This window comes from Catenulispora subtropica (assembly GCF_039531675.1).
In the GTDB taxonomy this organism is placed as follows: domain Bacteria; phylum Actinomycetota; class Actinomycetes; order Streptomycetales; family Catenulisporaceae; genus Catenulispora; species Catenulispora subtropica.
In genome coordinates this window covers 61,250-81,096 of the sequence record NZ_BAAAQM010000051.1, presented here as the reverse complement: position 1 = coordinate 81,096, position 19,847 = coordinate 61,250, and the positions used below count along the sequence as shown (strand labels likewise).

24 protein-coding genes are annotated in these 19,847 nt (G+C 66.8%); 15 read left to right on the top strand and 9 right to left on the bottom strand.

Annotated elements, in window-relative coordinates; genetic code table 11:
- On the top strand, window positions 1-288 hold a 288-nt coding region (locus tag ABD466_RS33810), incomplete at its 5' end, for a hypothetical protein (protein ID WP_425558814.1).
- A 62-nt stretch (window positions 289-350) separates the two neighbouring features.
- Here ABD466_RS33810 and ABD466_RS33805 read toward each other — a convergent pair.
- Window positions 351-797, bottom strand: a complete 447-nt coding sequence (locus tag ABD466_RS33805; RefSeq protein WP_344661304.1) for a hypothetical protein — start codon at window positions 795-797, stop codon at window positions 351-353.
- A 533-nt stretch (window positions 798-1,330) separates the two neighbouring features.
- Between ABD466_RS33805 and ABD466_RS33800 the strand changes: the two genes are divergently transcribed.
- From ABD466_RS33800 to ABD466_RS33790, 3 genes are all read left to right on the top strand, one after another.
- On the top strand, window positions 1,331-1,942 hold the full coding sequence (locus ABD466_RS33800; protein WP_344661303.1) for a recombinase family protein: 612 nt from the start codon (window positions 1,331-1,333) through the stop codon (window positions 1,940-1,942).
- A 565-nt stretch (window positions 1,943-2,507) separates the two neighbouring features.
- Window positions 2,508-3,017, top strand: coding sequence for a hypothetical protein (locus ABD466_RS33795; RefSeq protein ID WP_344661302.1), 510 nt, complete (start codon window positions 2,508-2,510; stop codon window positions 3,015-3,017).
- Window positions 3,014-3,745, top strand: coding sequence for a leucine-rich repeat domain-containing protein (locus ABD466_RS33790; RefSeq protein ID WP_344661301.1), 732 nt, complete (start codon window positions 3,014-3,016; stop codon window positions 3,743-3,745). Before ABD466_RS33795 ends, ABD466_RS33790 begins: the two co-directional genes overlap by 4 nt.
- A gap of 187 nt (window positions 3,746-3,932) precedes the next feature.
- Here the strand turns inward: ABD466_RS33790 and ABD466_RS33785 are convergent, their stop codons facing one another.
- Genes ABD466_RS33785 through ABD466_RS33775 form a run of 3 tightly spaced genes read right to left on the bottom strand, consistent with a single transcriptional unit; the run spans window position 3,933 to window position 6,711 of the window.
- Entirely contained in the window at window positions 3,933-4,808 is an 876-nt protein-coding gene (locus tag ABD466_RS33785) for an ABC transporter ATP-binding protein (RefSeq protein ID WP_344661300.1), read from the bottom strand.
- Window positions 4,805-5,653 (bottom strand): ABC transporter ATP-binding protein, encoded by an 849-nt coding sequence (locus tag ABD466_RS33780; protein ID WP_344661299.1) that lies wholly within the window; start codon window positions 5,651-5,653, stop codon window positions 4,805-4,807. Before ABD466_RS33780 ends, ABD466_RS33785 begins: the two co-directional genes overlap by 4 nt.
- Window positions 5,650-6,711 (bottom strand): ABC transporter permease, encoded by a 1,062-nt coding sequence (locus ABD466_RS33775; protein WP_344661298.1) that lies wholly within the window; start codon window positions 6,709-6,711, stop codon window positions 5,650-5,652. Before ABD466_RS33775 ends, ABD466_RS33780 begins: the two co-directional genes overlap by 4 nt.
- Before the next feature lie 146 nt (window positions 6,712-6,857).
- Here ABD466_RS33775 and ABD466_RS33770 point away from each other — a divergent pair, with 146 nt between their 5' ends.
- The 3 genes from ABD466_RS33770 to ABD466_RS33760 all read left to right on the top strand — a co-directional run bounded on the left by ABD466_RS33770 (window position 6,858) and on the right by ABD466_RS33760 (window position 8,711).
- On the top strand, window positions 6,858-7,499 hold the full coding sequence (locus ABD466_RS33770) for a TetR/AcrR family transcriptional regulator (RefSeq protein ID WP_344661297.1): 642 nt from the start codon (window positions 6,858-6,860) through the stop codon (window positions 7,497-7,499).
- A gap of 580 nt (window positions 7,500-8,079) precedes the next feature.
- Window positions 8,080-8,481 (top strand): DUF4158 domain-containing protein, encoded by a 402-nt coding sequence (locus ABD466_RS33765; RefSeq protein WP_344661296.1) that lies wholly within the window; start codon window positions 8,080-8,082, stop codon window positions 8,479-8,481.
- The gene (locus ABD466_RS33760) at window positions 8,454-8,711 is read left to right on the top strand and encodes a hypothetical protein (protein ID WP_344661295.1); all 258 of its coding nucleotides are present in this window, start codon (window positions 8,454-8,456) and stop codon (window positions 8,709-8,711) included. Before ABD466_RS33765 ends, ABD466_RS33760 begins: the two co-directional genes overlap by 28 nt.
- A 174-nt stretch (window positions 8,712-8,885) precedes the next feature.
- On the opposite strand, the gene ABD466_RS33755 is transcribed toward ABD466_RS33760, so the two are convergent.
- A complete protein-coding gene (locus tag ABD466_RS33755; protein ID WP_344661294.1) occupies window positions 8,886-10,079 on the bottom strand; it encodes a hypothetical protein in 1,194 nt (397 codons plus the stop codon).
- A 73-nt stretch (window positions 10,080-10,152) separates the two neighbouring features.
- Window positions 10,153-11,106: a phosphotransferase family protein gene (locus ABD466_RS33750; RefSeq protein WP_344661293.1), complete on the bottom strand. Its 954-nt coding sequence runs from the start codon at window positions 11,104-11,106 to the stop codon at window positions 10,153-10,155.
- Between the two features lie 80 nt (window positions 11,107-11,186).
- Here ABD466_RS33750 and ABD466_RS33745 point away from each other — a divergent pair, with 80 nt between their 5' ends.
- The 6 genes from ABD466_RS33745 (at window position 11,187) to ABD466_RS33725 (ending at window position 14,028) form a co-directional block, all read left to right on the top strand.
- The gene (locus ABD466_RS33745) at window positions 11,187-11,528 is read left to right on the top strand and encodes an ArsR/SmtB family transcription factor (protein WP_344661292.1); all 342 of its coding nucleotides are present in this window, start codon (window positions 11,187-11,189) and stop codon (window positions 11,526-11,528) included.
- A 4-nt stretch (window positions 11,529-11,532) separates the two neighbouring features.
- Window positions 11,533-12,057, top strand: coding sequence for an SRPBCC domain-containing protein (locus ABD466_RS33740; protein WP_344661291.1), 525 nt, complete (start codon window positions 11,533-11,535; stop codon window positions 12,055-12,057).
- Entirely contained in the window at window positions 12,057-12,722 is a 666-nt protein-coding gene (locus ABD466_RS33735; RefSeq protein ID WP_344661290.1) for a dihydrofolate reductase family protein, read from the top strand. The genes ABD466_RS33740 and ABD466_RS33735 overlap by 1 nt, the downstream gene beginning before the upstream one ends.
- 216 nt (window positions 12,723-12,938) lie before the next feature.
- The gene (locus tag ABD466_RS33730) at window positions 12,939-13,064 is read left to right on the top strand and encodes a hypothetical protein (RefSeq protein ID WP_344661289.1); all 126 of its coding nucleotides are present in this window, start codon (window positions 12,939-12,941) and stop codon (window positions 13,062-13,064) included.
- A 455-nt stretch (window positions 13,065-13,519) separates the two neighbouring features.
- Window positions 13,520-13,876, top strand: a complete 357-nt coding sequence (locus tag ABD466_RS44555; protein WP_425558813.1) for a helix-turn-helix domain-containing protein — start codon at window positions 13,520-13,522, stop codon at window positions 13,874-13,876.
- Window positions 13,780-14,028, top strand: coding sequence for a helix-turn-helix domain-containing protein (locus tag ABD466_RS33725; protein ID WP_344661288.1), 249 nt, complete (start codon window positions 13,780-13,782; stop codon window positions 14,026-14,028). Before ABD466_RS44555 ends, ABD466_RS33725 begins: the two co-directional genes overlap by 97 nt.
- A gap of 162 nt (window positions 14,029-14,190) precedes the next feature.
- Here ABD466_RS33725 and ABD466_RS33720 read toward each other — a convergent pair whose 3' ends face one another.
- On the bottom strand, window positions 14,191-15,105 hold the full coding sequence (locus tag ABD466_RS33720) for a hypothetical protein (protein WP_344661287.1): 915 nt from the start codon (window positions 15,103-15,105) through the stop codon (window positions 14,191-14,193).
- A 179-nt stretch (window positions 15,106-15,284) separates the two neighbouring features.
- Here ABD466_RS33720 and ABD466_RS33715 point away from each other — a divergent pair, with 179 nt between their 5' ends.
- Both ABD466_RS33715 and ABD466_RS33710 read left to right on the top strand, forming a co-directional pair.
- Window positions 15,285-16,157 carry an alpha/beta fold hydrolase gene (locus tag ABD466_RS33715; protein WP_344661286.1) on the top strand — a complete coding sequence of 291 codons (873 nt, stop codon included), beginning with the start codon at window positions 15,285-15,287 and terminating at the stop codon, window positions 16,155-16,157.
- Between the two features lie 502 nt (window positions 16,158-16,659).
- Window positions 16,660-17,529: a hypothetical protein gene (locus ABD466_RS33710; protein WP_344661285.1), complete on the top strand. Its 870-nt coding sequence runs from the start codon at window positions 16,660-16,662 to the stop codon at window positions 17,527-17,529.
- Window positions 17,530-17,858: 329 nt separating this feature from the next.
- On the opposite strand, the gene ABD466_RS33705 is transcribed toward ABD466_RS33710, so the two are convergent.
- Together ABD466_RS33705 and ABD466_RS33700 are read right to left on the bottom strand one after the other, a co-directional pair.
- A complete protein-coding gene (locus ABD466_RS33705) occupies window positions 17,859-18,113 on the bottom strand; it encodes a hypothetical protein (protein WP_344661284.1) in 255 nt (84 codons plus the stop codon).
- A 320-nt stretch (window positions 18,114-18,433) separates the two neighbouring features.
- Complete coding sequence (locus tag ABD466_RS33700) at window positions 18,434-19,420, bottom strand: LacI family DNA-binding transcriptional regulator (RefSeq protein ID WP_344661308.1); 987 nt, start codon at window positions 19,418-19,420, stop codon at window positions 18,434-18,436.
- Window positions 19,421-19,847 lie beyond the last annotated feature (427 nt).

The following is a 19,847-nucleotide window of genomic DNA, read 5'->3' as shown; positions in this document are numbered from 1 at the left end:
CACACCGAACCACCAGATCAGAACCTTGATCAGAAACTAGCTAAGCGGCATTGGGTCCTGTCGGGGCTGTGCGTGGTTCGGGAATCCGCGCGCAGTTGGGAGCTGACCGCCGACCGCTTCGAGGTACGAGGTAGCGACGGCGGCGAGGCCGACTGCGGGGGAGCGACTTGGTTCTTCTCCCGGCTCGTTAGTGCTATCTCCTACCGTGCGCCGAAGCTCGGTGAATCGGCGGGCGCACGCCCACATGCTCGAGGGTCGCTCGTAAGAGCAGCCATCTCGCTGAAATAGTCGGCTCAACCCTCACCGTGAGGGGCCCTTCCCGCCTTCGTGGCGATCCTTTCCCAGACCAACTACCCGCTAGCCGAGGCGGATCGCGTGTACTTGCAGTAGGTGTCCTTGTCCAGAGGGCCGATGTCCAGGGCCAGGCTGAGCTTGCCCTTGACCGCTGCGAACTGTAGTGGACTACTGAAGTTCCGGATCACGAGGTCCAGAGTCGGCGGATTCGTGTCGGACTTCCAACCAGACCCTTGGGAGATGTTCCAGCGCGCTTCACCCGAGTACAGAATATTCGGGTCGGTGAACATCTTGCGTTCGTTGTATGACGGAACGTTCGTAAGTGAGGCGGCTCCGCCGGGCTTGAGCTCAATCGTTCCGCCGCAGCCTGCGGTCCAGGTTCCCTGGACGTCGTTCGTCCCGACATCGCCGTGATAGGGGTGGTAGTCACCCGAGTCGCCGCACGCGGCAAGGCAGCCGATAGTCATTAACACCGCTGTGAGCTTGCCGGCGGGAAGGGTCACGGGACCAGTCTTGCAGGGTTCTACTGAGGATGAACGTGTGTGGTTGCACCTCTGTGTCGGAACGCGTCCGGTTCGGGTCTGAGGCGGTGCCTTGGGATGGGTTGGAGACCGGCGCGTTCCAGAAGCCGGTCCAGTACCCAGCCGCCAAGTGTGGAGTGGATGCCTGAGCGCGGTTCGGGGATCCTCTGGAAGCCAGGTGCGATAGTACGTTTGCCTTCGGCGACGAAACGCTCGATACCAGGGATGCTGAGTCGTATCGCGAAGTCCTTCGTGAACATCGTGTCCAACCAGGTCAGGGGCTTTCCGCCAACGACGGTGCCGAAGGTCCGGGGGTCGCGCTGGATGTGGTCGTCCAGGGGAAGCGAAGTCCAGTAGGGCGAAGCAAGAAGCCTGGCAAGGTATACGCAAGAGGATCCTTCAACGGACACGACCGAGACTGCAGGACGAGAGAGCGCGGCCAGGGCCGATGCCGTCTCACATAGCTGGTACGAAAATTGTCTCGGTCAGCGGGGCCCATCCGTACACTTCTCGGTGTGACCGCGATCCTCATCGGCTACGCTCGCTGCTCCACCGACGAGCAGGACCTCACCGCACAGCGCGATCGGCTGCGCGAGCTCGGCGTCTCCGAGGACCGCGTCTACCTCGACCACGGACTGACCGGGACCAACCGCGACCGGCCCGGCCTTCGCGAGGCCCTGGCTGCGGTCCGGGCCGGCGACACCCTGGTCGTGCCGAAGCTCGACCGGCTGGCCCGCTCGGTGCCCGACGCGCGCGAAATCGGCGACTCGCTCGCGGCCCGCGGTGTCCGGCTGTCTCTTGGCGGGCAGGTCTACGACCCGACCGACCCGATCGGCAAGATGTTCTTCAACATCCTCGCCACCTTCGCCGAGTTCGAGGTCGACCTGCTGCGGGCCCGCACCCGCGAGGGCATGGCCGTAGCGAAGGCGAAAGGCAAGCTGCGCGGCAAGCAGCCGAAGCTGTCCGACAAGCAACAGCGCGAGCTACGCCGCATGCACGGTACCGGCGACTACAGCATCTCCGACCTCGCCGAGGTATTCTCCGTCTCCAGACCCACGGTCTACCGGGTACTTCAGCGTGTCCCCGCTCAGGACGGCGGGGCGGCCGTGTCCGGAGCACGAGCATGAGTACCGGCCCCATCACCGCCCCCGCTGGCGACGACCCGTGGGCGGGCTGCGTCTTCGCACGCCTTGACGGCCCCGATGACGAGTGCATCTTCTGCGACACCCGCCTGCATTACACCGCTGGCGAGTCGCTGGTCGACGGTGAGAACCGGTGGTTCCTCGCGACACGTTGCCCGGGTTGCGGCAACGAATGGCTCGAGTGCGGGCGTGGCCTGCCATCCGAGCCTGCCCGCACCATCCTCACCGAACGGACGGGACAGTGGGTGGCCACCGTCGGGCCCGAGACCACATCTGCGACGCCGATCATGCGAGCCTTCAGGCGCATCTACAGGGACACCATCTCTGAAGCACGTCAACGTGCCGACCAACTGCGCCGTAACGGCCTGAGGGGCACTCACGGCGAGATGCTAGTGCTCCGTCATCATCTCGCGGACCTCGGCGTTGGACTGGAGATCGCTGAGGCTCCCTCCGTTGTACCCCCGCCCGGCCAAAGCCAACGAGGGCTTTGACATGCTGCTTTACGTCTACCGCATCCTCGAGGAACTCGCCGCAGACCCGGAGCCCGGCAATGACTGACCGCTACAACACCCCAGTACCACCGCCGGACGCCCTCGCGGCGCGGTTCGTCCTCGGCATCGCTCCGACGGAGAACGTCCCCTGGTGGGCCGCGCAATGGCTGGCAGACGGCTACGACGGCCCGGCGCTGCGGGAGTTGGCAGGGCTCACCGGCCGAGATCCGCACGAGGTCAACGATCTGCTTCCGGCCGCTCTGGCCGAGATGGGGATCAGAATGCCGCCCAGCGCGGTGGCGGCGGCCAGCGAAGCCTTCCGGCAGATGGCCGAGATGTGCCTGACCGGGCAGGCTGCTGAGCGGTGGGTTGCCCAACAGGTTGAAGACATCGTTGCGCGTATCGACTACCGCAGCGACGTGATCGACCTTCCGCTTGGTCGGCTCTACGGTGTCGAAGACGAGTGGGAGGGCGGATGGGGAGCCACCGTGGACGAGCTAAAGATGACGGTTCGCGCCCGGTGCGCCGAGCAGCTGCGAGCCCCGCTCGACGTCAAGGCGAGTCAATGACCAGTCCGAGCCACGATCTTTGCCGATGCCTCGGTAAACGCCTCGACCGGCCGCCGAAGATCGCTAAGTTCCACAAGGACTGCCAGGACACCCGAGCGCCCGGCTGGCGGCACTTCCTCGAACTGATAGAGGAAGCGGCCGAAGACCGACGAGCGGAATTCAAACCCCTTGCAGAGCTCAGCCCCGAGCACCGGCGGCAGATCGTCACCCTCCCGCCGACAATCAGCAAGCTGACCGACGTACGTCATCTCGTTCTTTACCGAAGCAACCTGGTGCGCATCCCCCCGGAGATCGGCAGGATGACGAGCTTGGAGGAGTTCACCGCGTACACCTCCTACCGGCTGCACTGGTTCCCGTACGAGCTGACTCGTTGTCCCAACCTCAAGCGCAGCACCGTCAGCACCCGTGCCCTGTACGGCAACTACAAGTACCGGCCGCCGTTCCCCGGACTCGCCACCGAGGTCGACAGAATCGGCGAGCTCAGGCCAGGGACATGGGGCGCCACGTCAATCCAGTTCTGCAGCGTCTGCGACGCACCGATCGGCAACTCAGGCCCGGTTCAGGCCTGGATCTCGCTCCGCGTCGCTACCGACGTGCTCCCGCTGCTGGTCAACGCCTGCTCCACCGCATGCATCGAAGCACTGCCAACGCCACCCGAGAAATACGTCCAGACGCCCCATCGCGGCGGCCCGGCCATGGAGCAGCCCTCCGTTGAGGACGTGTTCTGACCAGACCTGCAGGGTCAACGCGGACGTCCCAAGCTACCGACGAGTTACTTTGTGGCTCGTTCGAGTGTCGTTAACCGGGGACGGGGAACGCAGGAACCGTGGTTATCGGTGAGAGGGATCTTGAGCAGTGTCACAACACAGCCGGCGCCTTATGGCGCCGGCTGCCCGCAGGATTCCGATCGGCTGTTCAGCTGGTGGTCGCCACCCGGTCAAGGGCAGTCATCTTCTCCTCCAGCGTGGCCGGAACTTCACGGATGGTGGCGGCCACCTCGTCGCCCGCGAGAGCGCGCTCGACCACGTCGCGCGGCGTGTCGGCGATACGGACGCGGGTTCCGGCCAGGGTGACGGGCAGCCGGGCGCGGTCGAGGACGGCGAAGGTTTCGGACCATGAGTCGGTGTCGATTTCCAGGGCGGTGGTGTCGCCGATGATGTCGGCTTCGGTGCCAGAGGCGACGGCTTTGCCGCGGGACATCAGGATCAACCGGTCGCACTGCTCGGCTTCTTGCATGTAGTGGGTGGTGACCAGCACGCCGACGCCGTTGTCGGCCTGGGCGTGGACGGCGTCCCACAGCCGGGCGCGGGACAGCGGGTCGACGCCGGAGGTCGGTTCGTCCAGGACCAGTAGTTCGGGCCGGTGGGCCAGGGCGATGGTGAATGCGAGTTGGCGTTGCAGGCCCAGTCCGATGGCGGCGACCTGCCGGTTCCTCGCCGCCTGTAGTCCCGGCGGCAGCTCTGGGGCCTCGTGGTTGTGGAACGCGGCGGCGGCGAAGGCCAGGTTCTCGGCGACGGTAAGGGTGTCCCACAGTCCCAGCCCTTGTGGGACGTACCCGAGGCGGCCACGGGTGGTGCGGTCCGGGACTCGGCCGAACACGCTGACCGCGCCATCGCTGGGGACTGTCAGCCCGAGCAGCATTCTGATCAGGGTGGTCTTGCCGGCGCCATTGGCGCCGAGCAGGCCGACGATCTCGCCGGGGCCGACGTGCATGCTGACGGCGCCTACGGCGGTGAAGGCGCCGTAGCGCTTGGAGACGCGGTCGGCACGGGCCAGGACGACGGCGCTCACGCCGCACCTGCCTGCTGCTCGGCCAGGGTCAGGGCGATCACGCAGTCCTCCATGTCCGCACCGATGGGCTGTTCCCCGGGATGGGGCGGCCCAGGGTGCCACGAGCGGGTCTGCCGGCCGCGACGCCATGACAGCTCGGGGTCGCCGGTCGGGGCATCGCCGCTGGTCAGAGTGCCGGGGGTGGAGGCGAGGATCTTGTCGGGGGCGCCGTGGGCCAGGGCGACGCCGCGGTCCAGGACCAGGCAGGTGGAGGCGCGCTCGGCCTCGTCCAGGTACGTGGTGGCCATGACGACGGCGGTGTGCTCTGCAGCGGCCTTCGCGATCAGCCGCCACAGGTCGACGCGGCTGACGGGGTCGACGCCGGTGGACGGCTCGTCCAGTACCAGCAGGTCCGGGCGGTGCAGGATGGCAAGGCAGAAGGCGAGCTTCTGCCGCATGCCGCCGGATAGGTCGCCGGCCAGGCGGTCGGCCGCGCCGGTGAGACCGGCCTGTTCCAGCAAGTCGGTGCGGCGATCGGCAAGCGCACCGCCGGACAGGTGGTGCGCGGCGGCGACGAAGTCGAAGTTCTCATTCACCGACAGGTCCTGCCAGACCCCTGAGGCGCCGGTGGGCATGAAGCCACAGCGCTCGGTCGGTGGGGCGGAGATGCGCCCTGAGACTGGCAGGATCCGGCCGACCAGGGCGCGCAGCAGCGTGGTCTTGCCGGCGCCGTCGCCGCCGACCACGGCCGAGACCTGTCCGCGGGGCGCCGCAAGGGTCACGTCCTTCAGTGCGGTGGCGCCGCCGCGCACAATGGTGACGCCGAACGTGCCCCAGCCGTCGGTGTCCGATCCGGGGCGGGTCACGAGGCGGCACCCGCAGGTGTGGCCGCCTGCTTGGCGGGCTTGGGCATGCTGGGAGCCAAGTCGCGGCGGAACCGCAGCACGGCGGCGGTGAAAACGAGCGCTGCCATGCCGGCCAGAACCCCCAGCGGCAGCAGCAGCGAGGTGAACGGGGCGTCGCGCAGCATGATGCCGTTGGAGATCATGTTGAAGTAGGTGAGAGGCAGGATGTAGCCGATCCAGCGGACCCCGGGGGCCATCGCAGCGAGCGGGAAAATCATGCCGGACAGCAGGACCTGCGGCATCACGGTCATCAGCGCCATCTGCATCGCCTGGCCCTGCGTCTGGGATACCGTGGAGATCAGCACTCCGAGGCCGAGCACCACGAATAGGAACAGCGCCGAGCCGAGTGCGAACACGAGCACGTTGCCGGCGAACGGCACCCCGAACAGCAGCGTGCCGAGCACCGTCACCAGGATCAGGTCGACCGCGGCGAGCACGAAGTAGGGCGCGATCTTGCCGACGATGACGTCCGAGGGCCGGAACGGCATCACCGCCAGCTGCTCCAGCGTCCCGGTCTGCCGCTCACGCACCAGGCCCATCGCGGTGACCAGCGTCCCGATGAACGCCATGATCAGACCGACCAGCGCCGGGACCATCACCCAAGACGTCTTGAGCGTCGGGTTGAACAGGATCTGCGGCTTGAGCAGGCCGCCGCTCTCCTGCGTGGCAGCGACCGCAGACTCAGCCGTGAACAGCTGCGAGCCGTCGATCAATGCGATCGAGGTGGTCGACGAGGCGGTCGTGACCACCGCGACCCCGACCTCCCCCCTGCGCAGCGCGTCCTCGGCTTGCGACTCAGTCGCACCGGCCTCCACCTCGGTGACGTCGAACGGCGCCTTCAGCTGCGCGGCGACCCGGCTCGCGGACGGGCCGACCACCTCGGTCTTGATGCTGTCCACGCGGAAGTTTGCCGCATAGCCGAAGATCACCAGGAGCAGCAACGGCAATACGATGATCATGGCCATCGTGCGCTTGTCGCGCCGCAGTTCCAGGAACTCTTTCAGGATCATCGCCCACATGGGCAGCTCCGCCTACATAGAGGATTCCGCACGCCCCCGCACGGTCGAACCGGGGGTGTCGCAGACACCTGCGGTCCGCGCGGAGGCGACGGTAGTGGAGCCGCGACAGAAATTCAACATGCGTTGGATATTGCTAGGCTGATCACATGAACCCGCGCAGCGACACCCCGCAGGCCGTACCCGCGGCGCGACGGCCTGGGCGTCCGGCCGGCCGCCGCACCGGGGACCCGCAATCGCGCGAAAAGATCTTGGCCGCCGCCAAACGCCAGTTCGCAGACCGCGCCTACCTCGGCACCACCATTCGCGGGGTCGCTGCCGAGGCCGGTCTTGACCCGGCGGTCGTGCACCACTACTTCGGCACGAAGAGGGCGCTGTTCACAGCCTGCATAGAGCTGCCGACAGAGTTCCTGACCGCCCTGTCGACCCTGGTCGGCACCCAGGACGCAGACCTCGGTGAGCGCATCGCCAAGCTCTACCTCGGGCTGTGGGACAACCCGGCGACTGGGCCGCAGCTGCGCGCCATGGTCCGCTCCGCCATGTCCGACGACGAAGCGGCCGAAGTGCTCAGGGAGTTCCTCACCGCCACCGTGCTGCGCCCGGTGGCAGCGGCCATCGGGCGCCCCGACGCCCCTCTGCGCTTGGCCCTGGCCGCCTCCCAACTCGTCGGCCTGGCCGCTGCCCGCAACCTGCTGGGCATCGCCCCGCTGGCCGAGGCTGAAGTCGACGACCTCGCAGCCTGGGTCGCCCCCGCGATACAGCGATACCTCACGGGGCCCGCACCCAAGTGATTCACGTTGTACAACTCGACAAACACCGTCCCGGAAACGGTCGTATTCGGGACGGTGTCGTCATGGCCGAAGCGAAGACGTACACGAATATGGTCCGCCTCGGGTACGCCCGCGTTAGCGGACGCTGCGTTCCTCGACCCCGAAGCTGCCGACGCTCGTGACCGAGCTGGGCAGCTTGGGGCTGGCGGCTGGCCTATGGGGATCAGCCAGTCCGCCGCGAGCAAGTGCCTGGACCAGCTCGAGCGGCGCTTGGCTTACATCTGGCGGACCGGGACACGCGCGGTTCGGTGCTCACCACCGAGGGCAAGGCGGATTCCGCAGAGAAAAAGGTGGATAACAGGCCCCTAGCTTCGCTCCACCTCCACAGTCACCCAAGCCTGCCCACAACCAATACGGAGCCGCCTTCGGCGGCACTCAACTAAAACAACGCCGCTCAAACAGCCAGCGCCGCATCGTCGACCTTCCCGTTGACCGTCAACTGCACCTCGGCGGTGAACACAGGGCCTTGGGACTATCGCTGCGACAACGCTAAGGATCGGCCGTTGACCAGGGCTCTGACCAGGGGCTGACTTCTGGCGGCATGTCGATAGAGAACCTTTCTGAGGAGCACGTAGCCCGCTACGGCCGGTTCGTCGGCGATCCGACTCCGCGGGAGCAGCGGCGCGGGTACAACCGGCTGGGCTGGGCGGTGCAGTGGGGCACGGTTCGGATGCTCGGCACGTTCCTGACCAAGCCCGCGCAGGTCCCGCCGGTGGTCGCCGAGTTCGTCGCCGAACAGCTCGGCGGCGTGGATGCGTCGAGCCTGGCGCAGTACCCGGATCGGGAGCAGGCCCTGTGGGATCACGCCCGGGAGGTCCGGGATCTGCTCGGCATCCGCGAGTTCGACGCGATCGAGCTGGAGCTGCGGGCGTTCGTCGCGGCCGTGCGTGGGTGTCCAACGAGGGGCCGAGAGAGTTGTTCGACCGGGCGGTGGTGTGGCTGATCAGGCACAGGGCGCTGCTGCCGGGGATCACGACCCTGGCCCGCCTGGCGGCCGAGGTGCGCGTCGGCGAGATCGCCCTGATCAACTCGGTGATCGATTCCGAGGTGAGTCCCGATCTGCGCCGAACCCTGATCGGGCTGCTGAAGGTGCCCGAGGGCGAACGCGTCTCTACGCTGGAGCGCTGGCGCACCCCGGTGCGGGATGTGTCCGGGCGCGGACAGCGGACCTGAGCGCAAGTACGGAGGCAGCGCCGCACCCATCGCCGCAAAATCCACAGGTCACCCGGCAGCGCGTCGATCATCCGCAGCTCCACACTGCCGCGCGGCCGTATCGGCGGATGTTGTCCGCTGACCGGTTTCATCACCTGCTGGATCAGGCCGGGATAGCGCTCATGAACGCCGCAGCTATGAGCAGGCGGTGACACCCCACATCTCGCCAAGGTCTTGGGCGATCTCCCGTACCGTCGGCTCACAATCGCTGAGCCCTTCATCGGCTGCGGCCGTGGTCTGGGCAGCTTCCGGCACACAGCGGTGAAGTGCCGTGAGGAACGGCCCCCGGGCATAGGAATGGGCCGTCTGCTCCCAAGCCGCGCTCAGCAGGGGCAGGGCTTCGGATACCTGAAGCCGGCCCAACCCCTCGGCGGGGATCTCGGCGAAGCACCACGACTCGTCGTCGAGGGCGTTGCGCAAGGCCGCCACGAGAACAGGGACATCGGTGTAGTCGCCGCTGCCAGCCAGCACCCTCAGCCCCAGCTCGGCCGTGACATCCTGGCGCGAAAGCCAGAGTCGAGCACGCGGGACCGCAGCCGCTCCGAGGTGCCCCAGTGCCTGAGGGGCGCCGGGTATCCACCCGGCCGGGTTGTGCAGGCTCGGGTCCTCGATGAGGTCGAGGACGCTCCCATCGCCTCGGCGCCCGAGCTCCTCCAGAGCCCATCGTCGGCTGCAGGATCCCTGCGTGACCTGCTGCAAAAGCTCGTTGCGCGGGGCCTCGGCGATCGTGCGCAGCCATTGTCGACAGCCGGCGCCGGCGGCCTTTGCCGGATGACGCGACTCGTCACCGTCGTCGTAGAAGCCTCTGATGCGCAGATCGCGCTCAAGCAGGCCCCGCATCCAGCTGTCGTCGCCGGTGTCGACGACCTCCTGGAGTTCGTCGTCGGTTCGGCAGGCAACAGCTTCGTCGATGAGATCGTCCCGCACACCGGGCGCCTCAGCTGCATCGACGAACGCCAGCGCGTTCACCGCCGCGTTCCAATGCTTTCCATTCCTCACGTAGTGGCGCATGACCTCGACCGCGTCCGGGGCCCCGGCTGAGGCTAGCAGCGCCAACACATCCAGCAGCAGCCCGACGTCATCCGGGTCGTCGCCATCGAATGCGGCCAGATGCTGCTCGAGCGGCACCAGCGGCAGAGCCAGCTCCCGCACCAGGGCGGCCAGGTAGACGTCGCGCGTCTCAACTTGCCGATCCCAGCGCGGATCGACGATCACACACTCGTACACCGCATCCCCGGCGCCCGGCACGCTTGCTGCCCGGCGTGCCGCGACGCCGCGTCCGCGCTGAAGCTGCCCCCGGAACGTCGTGGGGTCGTCGTAGCTCGTCATCGCCACGCAGTATCCACGGCGCGCGCCTGCTCCACGAACGAATATGGAGCGAAGATGTTGTCGGGCTCGGGCTTCAGCCCAGTTCGTCCATCAGGGCGGTGACGTAGCTGTCCAGCCGTTGCTGCGCCACTCGGGTCGTGAGCTCGGCCCTGCCTGCCTTCTGCCATGCCTGTGTCACCAGCTGTACTTCTTCTGAGCAGGCCAGTGCGTCCAGTACCCGCCAGTACAGTCGTTCGCTGTCGGTCGCGGCCAGCACGCCGCCGGCCTGCTCATAGGCGGCAGCGAACTGCTGGCCCCACGTCGGGCCGTGCAGCAGGGCGAGATTGGTGGAGCAGTGCGAGACATCGAGGTCCGGCGGTCCCCAGGAGGTCGCCGCCAAGTCGGCGACGCCGGTGATGCGTACGGCTGTAGGCGTTGACGGCGGCCCGCCGATCCCGCCGATCCCGCTGATCCGGTCGATCTCGCCGAGCCCGTCGAGCACCTCGAACAGCATGTTGCCTGGTTGGAAGTCCCTGTGCAGGAACCGCCCCTCAAACGGCGGTGCGGGCCGGCGGATCACGTTGATCGCCGCAGCCCACACTCCTGCGTCGGCGGCCTCCGGGACGACGGCGGTGCTCAACGCCACGTATCGGCGAGGCTGTTCAGTGGGCTGCAAGGCGTGGATTGCCACCAGTTGGCGGGCCAGCGCAGGCACCCGCGCCTTCAGTCCCTCATCGTCGAGAACGGCCTGGCCCGCCAGGTGCGTCATCAGCCGTGACGGATATTCACACTGCTTGGCGGCAGGGTCCACCGCGACCAGTTCCGGCGCAGGCACGTCGGTCCCCGCCAACAGTGTCAGGGCGGTGCCTTCCCGGTCCAGCCAGTCTTGTGCGTGCTCCACGGCGAACGGGTCGACGTAGGTCCGCAGCACCATGTCACGGGTATCCGCGCCCGGTGTGGCGATGGTCAGCTTCCGCATCTCGGCCGTGATGCCGCCGTCCAGCCTCTCGACCTGGACGATCCGCTCGCCGGTCGCGCAGCGGTGCACTCGTCACTTGTCTCCCGGGACGCTGCGGGATCGACTTCGCCCGACTTGAGGTATTCCGATATGGGCATATGATGGCTGGCATGGCACGAGCAGCGACGACGTCGGACGCGTTCAACGCGATAGCCGAGCCGCAGCGCCGGGACATCCTGGCGCTGCTGCGGGCGGGTGAGCGGCCGGTGACCGACCTGGCGCGGGAGTTGGGGATGAGCCAGCCGGGGGCGTCCAAACACCTGCGGGTGCTCCGAGAGGTGGGGCTGGTGCGGGTTCGTGGAGCGGGCAAGCAGCGGCTCTACGGCCTGGACGCCCGCGGGCTGCGGCCGGTCCACGAATGGCTCGGCGGATTCGAGCGGTTCTGGAACGAGAGCTTCGACCGGCTGGACACGTATGTGCAGGACCTCAAGCAGGCGCGGCAGGAGGACTGAGGCGATGACAGGGGCAAGGCGACAAAGGCAGCCCGAGTCGGCGACGGCCGAGCGGGAGGTCGTGATCTCCCGGGTCATCGACGCCCCGCCGGAGCTGGTGTTCGAGGCGTTCACCCAGGTCCGGCACCTGTCGCGCTGGTGGGGCCCGGAGGGGTTCACCACCACCACGCGGTTCTTCGAGTTCCGCGAGGGCGGTGTCTGGGACTTCATGATGCACGGGCCGGACGGCACCGACTACCCCGAGTGGATCACCTGGACCGAGATCGTCCCTCCGGAGCGGATCGCCCTGCTGCATGGTGAGTCCCGCGACGACCCGAACTCCTTCGAGTCGACTCTGGCCTTCACGCCCCACGGCACCGGGACCCAGATCGTGATGCGCACCGTCTTCCCCACCAAACAGCTACGCGACGAGGCCGTGGAGAAGTACCACGTGATCGAAGGCGGCAAGCAGACACTCAACTGCCTGGCCGCCTACGTCGCCGAGATCGCCCCGACAGCCCCGATCACCGTCGAGAAGGAGGGCCCCTGATGCCCGGCAAAGTGTTCTTCAGCGTTTCGATGTCGCTGGACGGCTTCACCGCACCGGAGTCGCTGGACGCCATCTTCGCCACGCCCGAGCAGCGCAAGCAGGACCCCAGGCTGGACTACTGGATGACGCAGTGGATGGAACTGCAGGCGTGGATCTTCCCCCAACGGTTCTTCCGAGAGAACCTCAACCAGGGCGAAGGCGGCGAAGAAGGACGCGACAACGACATCGCCCGGGAAACTTTCGAACGCACCGGCGCAAGCATCATGGGCAAGCGCATGTTCGACCTCGGCGAGCGCGCCTGGCCGGAGGAGGCACCCTTCCACACCCCGGTGTTCGTCCTCACCCACCACCGGCGCGACCCCTGGAAACGCCCCGGCGACACCACCTTCCACTTCGTCAACGACGGCCCCCACAGCGCCCTGGACCAGGCCCGCGCCGCCGCCGGCGACCGCGACGTCCGCATCGCCGGCGGCGCCGAAACCATCCTGCAGTACCTCAACCTCGGCCTCGTCGACGAGTTCTCGATCGCCTTGTCACCGGTCCTGCTCGGCGCCGGCTCACGCCTGTTCGAGGGCATCGACGCGTCCAAGATCGCGATCGAGCCGGTCGGTTCGGAGGCATCGCCCCGGGTGACGCACCTGAGGTATGCGGTGCGTTCGCGGTAGGTGACCCGAGGACGCTCCCGGCGCGGATGATGCCGGGAAGGCCTACGAGCCAGGGCCGTGGTGCGCTCGCCCGGGTCGACCAGGGTGATGACGTAGGCCTGGCGGGCAGGAACGTCCATCTGCGACAGCGCGGAGCGGGCGAGCAGCAGGGCCACCGTGATCGGCAGCGTCGCAGTGAAAGGGATCGCTGCGAGCAGCAGGTTGGAGGGTATGTGCGTGACCACCATGGTGTTGAGCAAGCCGCTGCGATCACCCAACCTGCCTGCGGCGATGCTGGAGGCGGCTTGGAGCAGCCCGGCTGCGAAGAACATGGTGCCCATCAGCTGCGGGGTCGCGCCGTAGCGGCGGGCGAACCAGAACACCGGGAAAGCCTGGACGATGAAGCCGCCAGCGAACGCGTCGACGGCGAACACGCGTGCGTGTTCGGGCCCGGGGAAGCTGCCGATCATCGCCTGCTCCAGGGTGGTGATCGGCCCGGACTCGTTGGGGTCGGTGGAAAGCGTGCCGGTGAGCGCGGCCAGCAGCAGTGACGGGAGCCAGCCGGTCAGTGCGAGCACCGCAGCAGCGAGCGCCATGACGATCAAGATCGTGACGTAGCCGCGGCGACGGCCGAGCCGATCCACGTACCGGCCCACCAACAGTGACGCACCGGCCATACCGGCGAGCGTGGCGGCGAACACGGCCCCCACTTGCGCGGTGGACAGCCCCCGTCTGGCCAGCACCGTGCCCGACAGCACGCTGCTGAAGCCATACCCGAACGCCCGCAGGCCCTGCACGGTGAGGATGGACCGCAGGTCGTGTTCTGCATCGCTGATGGCTGCCATCTCAGCAGGCGTGGATTCCCACTGGAAACCCGCCCGGCGCGACGCAGGCCAGGCACCGTACGTCGACCACCCCGAACCTGGCGGCGGCCACGGATCGCTCGAGCCGACGATGTGCTGGCTCCGGCAACGGCTGGGGGAACGGTGACTCTGTCAGAGATCGCATCGCACCTGGGAACTAGCCCGCGCACACTCAACCGCAGGTTCAGGGAACAGGCCGGCACCACGCCGCTGCAGTGGTTGTTGCGGCAGCGCGCGCCCAGGAGCTGCTGGAGACCACCGACCTGCCGATCGAGGCAATCTCCCAGCGCTGCGGGTTCGGCACCTTGGTGACGATGCGCCAGCACTTCGCCAAGCTTCTCAGGACCTCGCCGACGGCGTACCGACGCAGCTATCGGGCCCGTGCCGACGCGGCCCGTTCCGTGCAGGTCTGGGCGCCCGGTGTGCCGATCATCCCTGGTCCGCTGGTGGACGTGGAGCCGTAATCGGGGTCGAGACTGGACCCCTGTCGGCTGATTCTGCGAACGCTGGCCAGGGGCGTCGGCGAAAGTGGTGTGACCAGGACTTCTGCGGTCTCTGCCATCGTGGATTCCCAGGTTTGACGCGATCGTCTCCCAGCGTTTTGGATGGTCGAGGCGCGCGTGCGTTCAAGCGCCGAATCCAAGTTCCTCGGGCCACGGGTGATTCGACACAGGCTCGCCCGGCGTATAGATCCACGCATTCGTCCCCGAATCGTCAGGATCGACGACATGGCGGTACGAGCCGCCGTCGCCGCTGTCGATCCCGTTGAGCATCGCGAGGAAAGGCACCCACTCGACTTCGCCATCCCGTGGGCCTCCGGACAGGGTTACCTGCATCCGGGACTGCTCGCGGACCATCATCATCTGTTCCTGCGTGAACCGTCTCACTGGCTGGGGGGATTCCGGATTCGGCTGGACTGCATTACCGAACGGTATGAAGGCGGAGTAGTCCATACCAGGTGCATTGGCGTGGCTCAGGTAGATGTAGCCGGTGGTAAGGAGTCTTGCCGGCAGGCCCAGAGCGGCCATCGCGTCCCAGTGCAGCCCGTTGGCAAACAGATACCCCTCCTCGTAGGTCGGGGTTTCGGGATCAAGCGGCTTGTTCGACAACGCCGCCAGAAGCGCGTCGGTGTCGGGCTCACCGACGGCGAACACCTCGAACGGGCGGGTTTGCACGCCGATCGGACCAACCGGGAGCCAACGCTCTTCGCCGTCGCCGAACTGGACACGGCCATGGGGCACGCCGTCTATGTCGTCGAACTCATCAGCGAAGTACGTGGGGGCGTTGCAGTACTCATGGACCAGACTCCCGGCCGTCCATATCTGCAGCCACAACACGTCGGAGTCATGGACATCAGCAGTGAGAACCGATGTGTCCAGCGCCTGGCTCAGACTGGCCGCATCAAAGTTCTCATGCGGGTAGACGATGGTCCATCCGGGCGCTATCGCTACTGCCAGTCCGGTCGCGCCGTTGGACCTCAGCGTCTGTACTACGCGCTCAAGTGGTGCGGTGACCAGTGCGTTGTCGTAGAAGGAACCCATCGCGCACCCCACATTGTGCTGATCATCGGAATGGTTGGGCAGAACCGTACCGATCGGAGCCGACAAGTGAGGCATCACGCGCCATGTCGAGGCCTGCTCTTGGACGAATCCGGGATCCCGGCTGTCCTCGACTCCACCGCCAGCACGACCCCCAGCGTGCGGGCTTGTAGGGTTCTGCGGTGACCTCGACGGAGACACAGGGCCTCGCACGGATGATCGACGAGGTGCAGATCCGCTGGATCGCGGTGGGGGACAAGACGCGGCGGCTACCCGTGGTCATGCTCCATGGCGGCCCGGGCCTGCCGGACTATCTGGGCGATGTCGCCACCATGATCGCGGACCTCGCGCCGGTATACCGCTACGACCAGCGCGGCACAGGCCGATCCGAGTGGCAGGGCCGTCATTCCCTCGCCCGCCATGTCGACGATCTCGCCGAACTGCTGGATGCATGGGGCGCACCCAAGGCAGTGCTGATCGGGCACTCTTACGGCACCGATCTGGCGAGCAGGTTCTGCCTGACGCACCCGGATCGGGTGGCTGCGCTGCTGCTGCTGTGCGGACCGTTTGTTGGTGACTGGCGCACCGCATACCGAGGTGAACGCGCGCGCCGCATGACCGCGTCGCAGCAGGAGCGGCTTCGCGAGCTGGAAGCGTTGGCGCATCGCACGGAAGAACAGGAAGTCGAACTGCTAACTCTGGCCTGGTTCACTGACCATGCCGATTCTCAACGCGGCTGGCGCTGGGCCGCGCACAGTGCCGGCAGACGCCGCCCCGTCAACTGGGCTATGAACAGCGAACTGGGCAAGGAAGGCCGTGCGGATCCGATTGAGCAGCACCTCGACGAACTGCGAGCGTGCCTGCCGGCGCAAACCGAACTGCTCGGCGGGGTCGACGATCCCCGGCCTCTATCAGCACTGGAATCGCTCGCACTCCGGCTCGAAGTCCCGTTGGTCCGGATCGACGGCGGCGGGCACGAACCCTGGCTGGAGCAGCCCGAGCCCTTCCGTAGGCACCTGCGGCGATTCGTGCACCGGGCTGTGTGCCCGAGCTGACCGCTCGCAGGCCCATCGCCGGTTCTCAGCTCGAAAGGCTGGGCAAGCGAGTTCTTGGCCGGGGGCAGTCCTGGCAGGACGGTGCTTCAAGGTTTCCGGCATGGGAGCTTCGGATGGGGCCAAATACGACCGTTCGACACGGGTCCGCAGACGACGCTGACCGAGTTGCGGCATTGAATGTTCGACGAAGGGGTTACCAGTGGGGGAGACCCGCCCCGGATGATCCATCAACGGTCCGCGCAGCGTCGAGACCTCGAAGTAGGTGTTGTCGATGCTGACTTCGGGGACGCCGTGGTGTTGGTGACCTGTACCCTGACGCCGCGATGTTCCTGTGACCGCAGAGCCTACGGCAACCGTTCCTGCCTGTGCCTCGGACTGCCGAGCCGCTGATGGGTCGTTCGCCCGCCCGCGGGCGCCTCGGCTGATTCACGTTACCTGCACGTAGCATTCTCAAGTTTTCAACGGCCTGCGGGATCAAGGCCGCCCCTGGCAGCCTCGGGCCATGAAAGATGTATCGGCGCCCAAGCCGCCGCCTGAAGATCCACGCCTGCCCTGGCCGAAGATCCTGGCGCATCTCCAAGAACCGCAGGTCATGGCTCGTCGGGCCGAGGTGCACGCATTCCTGCGTATAAGCCTGGAGATGACCATCGCGAATCTCAGCGACGCGGGAAGGTTCGCAGCGCATCCTTGGCCGGGAAGGAAAGATCTCGAGGCGGAGATCGAAAGGCGAGGAGAGGAAGGAGAGCTCACCCCGGGAAAGTGGGTCCGCTTCTGGAAGTCCTGGGATGATTTCCGGTTGGATCAGATCAATTACGCCCTCGTGACTGCGAGGCTCTGGGAGATCCCAACAGCTCCGGCGCGCCTACTTCACGCAGATCTGGGCAAGGTGCTGGCGGGGCGCGTACGTTTCAGCGCGCTGGTGACCAAGGTAGCGCACCTGGATGACCGTCTACGCCACAGGACTGCGATCCCCTTCCTCCTTCAGTCCGCCCCCGTTCTTGATGCGTCTTGCCGAGAAGCCGCCCAGGAAGTGCATCGCGAATTCTTTCGACGCAACTTCGAGCTCTGGCTGAGCGCTTTCAGCGAGGTCTTCGAAGTCTTGGGTTTCAGCGCCGAAGACGGAGACGTCCGCGATCTCTCAAGTCAACTGATCGCCGTCGCCGATGGGCTGGCTGACCGCATTGCGCGGACCGGTGACGATTCCTACTTGTACTCGGCCAACGGATCGTCACTGCTCGGGAAGACCGCGCTCCAACTCTTCTGGTCGACCATCAACGCGAAAGGTGCGCCGATCGAGGAGCTTGTAGACAACGAGGTCATCCTCCGCATGCCGAACCCGACTGAGGAATGGCTCACCGAGGAAGACCAATGAGCGATCACCTCGGCGTCAGACCGGACGCATCCACACCACATCCCGCGGACCGAAATGCCGAAATAGGCGAGGCGTCCGCAGACGACGCCCACGAAACTCGCCAAGCTCAGCGGTGGCGCCGAGCGGCCATCCTGGGCACCTGGGCCGATACGCTCGTCCGACTCACAGATCTTCTGCTGCGAGGGGGCCGCTAAGCGTCACCTCCCGGCCGGACGCAGCGGGCTGATTATCGGCGGTGGCTTCGAGGTTGGCCAGAAACGAGAAGAACCCGCAGGAGATTGGTGGCGCGAACGAAGTCGGTGCGCAACTTGGCGAGCACACGCCTGTCTTCAGTTAGGCGAGCCCTGTTCGACGACGGCGTGGGCCGCCGCGATCACTTTGTCGGCGGTCTTCGCGCTGGTGGTGATTTTGAGCTTCGGCGTCGCCCAGTAGCCGGTGATCACCACCAGGTCGCCGCTGTCGTTGTCGCGGCCGAGGAAGCCCAGGTCGGCCATGGCCCCAAGGCCGGCGGTTGTGCGGCGATCGACGACGACAAAAGGAGCGAGCAGACCAAACGCTTCCTCCCATCGGTCCTGCGCAATCACGCTTCGCACGAGCTCCAACGCGCAGAACCACTCATAGCCTGCGCTCGCCCCTGTAGTTCATCGACGACGAACCATAGCGGCCCGTTCACAAGCTGGATGCGCCCCTCGACCGATCCGGCACCGTGATCGCTTTTGCCGAGAGCTGCGTTTCCCGGCTCACGGGATCACGGGCCGGAATCGAGGTCCATGATCCTTCTCAGGGTTACTTGCTGTAGCACTGCTCCTCAGCCCCGTCATCCCGGTCCTGACCCCACGACGTCTCGAAGCCGGGCACCGACACGGTCACCTCCAACGTTCCGGCATATCGGGCTCCAGCGGGGTCACGACGACGAGCGTGCGACCAGGTGCGTGGGCAGGATGACCGACGTCCGGGCCTGGTCGCCGTCCATCCGGGCCTGGAGCAGGCGCACCATGCGGCGGCTCATCTCGTCGGTGGACTGGTGGACGCTGGTCAGCGGGGGTTCGCTGAACCGGCTCGCCTCGCTGTCGTCGAAGCCGACGACGGCGACGTCGCCGGGGATCCGGCGGCCGGCGGCCTTCAAGGCCGTCATCGCCCCGAGCGCCATGCGGTCGGAGGCCGCGAAGACCGCGTCGACGTCCGGATGGGTCTCGAGGAGGCGGCGCATGGCCCGCTCGCCGCCGGCCTGGCTGAAGTCGCCGTACTCGATGATCTCCGCCTGGGTTCCGGCGGCCTCGATCGCGGTGCGGTAGCCGCCGAGCCGGGCCCGGCCCGAACCCATGTCCTGGGGTCCCGCGATGGTGGCGATCCGGCGGCAGCCGCGCCTGAGCAGGTGCTCCACGGCGAGGCGGGCTCCGCCGACGTTGTCGATGTCCACGAAGGTCCACTCGTCCGACAAGTTCACCGGACGGCCGCCGAGGACGACCGGGATGCCGGCGGAGTGCAACAGTCCGGGCAGCGGGTCGTCCCCGTGCATCGCCAGCAGGAGCACGCCGTCGACGTGGCCGTTGTGTGCGTAGCGGACGATGCGGTCGTGCCGGCCGGCGTGCCGGGCCATCATGAGGACGAGGTCCAGGTCGAGCTCGGCCAACTCGTCGCCGACGCCGCGGACGATGGTGGCGAAGAAGGGGTCGGAGAAGACCTCGCTCTCCGGCTCGGAGATCACCAGGGCGACCGATCCGCTTCGTCTGGTCACCAGGCTCCGTGCAGCCTGGTTGGGCACATAGCCCAGAAGGCTGATCGCCTCCTCGACGGAGTCCCGCACCTGTGAACGGACGCCCGGCAAACCGTTGATGACACGTGACACCGTGGCGCGGGAGACACCCGCAGCGCGGGCGACCGTGTCCAGCGTCGGCCGCTCGGCCGTCTTGTCGGCGTTGATGCTCAGACCTCCTCGGCGCTGGATATGAGAGCGCTTCCATCCTCACCGTCGACAGTGTCACCCTGCCGCGGGGACGTCAATGCTGATTAGCCGTGGTAGCCCTCTGCCATGGCTGTAACGACCAGCAACGGTTGAGGCAGTTCGACGTGTAGGAGCGGCGTACAGCATGAGAGCGCTTCCGGGCTTCGCCGTGTCAAGAGGCTCTCTACCTGCCAGTGCGTGAATGTTACACGACCATTGACTCACCCTCACTCTCGCCCTACGGTGAGCGTCGCTGAGAGCGCTCTCAACTTTCAGGGTGTCAAACCCCACAAAAGCACCATCTTCCCTACCCATGCGCAGCTTCGCAGGAGGCATGATGGCACCGTGGTCCCCACCCCCACCTTCCTCGTCG

Coding starts and splice junctions, on each gene's coding strand:
- ABD466_RS33795 (WP_344661302.1), top strand. CDS start 2,508: ATGACTGACCGCTACAACACCCCAGTACCACCGCCGGACGCCCTCGCG.
- ABD466_RS33790 (WP_344661301.1), top strand. CDS start 3,014: ATGACCAGTCCGAGCCACGATCTTTGCCGATGCCTCGGTAAACGCCTC.
- ABD466_RS33775 (WP_344661298.1), bottom strand. CDS start 6,711: ATGTGGGCGATGATCCTGAAAGAGTTCCTGGAACTGCGGCGCGACAAG.
- ABD466_RS33770 (WP_344661297.1), top strand. CDS start 6,858: ATGAACCCGCGCAGCGACACCCCGCAGGCCGTACCCGCGGCGCGACGG.
- ABD466_RS33765 (WP_344661296.1), top strand. CDS start 8,080: ATGTCGATAGAGAACCTTTCTGAGGAGCACGTAGCCCGCTACGGCCGG.
- ABD466_RS33755 (WP_344661294.1), bottom strand. CDS start 10,079: ATGACGAGCTACGACGACCCCACGACGTTCCGGGGGCAGCTTCAGCGC.
- ABD466_RS33745 (WP_344661292.1), top strand. CDS start 11,187: ATGGCACGAGCAGCGACGACGTCGGACGCGTTCAACGCGATAGCCGAG.
- ABD466_RS33740 (WP_344661291.1), top strand. CDS start 11,533: ATGACAGGGGCAAGGCGACAAAGGCAGCCCGAGTCGGCGACGGCCGAG.
- ABD466_RS33735 (WP_344661290.1), top strand. CDS start 12,057: ATGCCCGGCAAAGTGTTCTTCAGCGTTTCGATGTCGCTGGACGGCTTC.
- ABD466_RS33720 (WP_344661287.1), bottom strand. CDS start 15,105: ATGGGTTCCTTCTACGACAACGCACTGGTCACCGCACCACTTGAGCGC.
- ABD466_RS33710 (WP_344661285.1), top strand. CDS start 16,660: ATGAAAGATGTATCGGCGCCCAAGCCGCCGCCTGAAGATCCACGCCTG.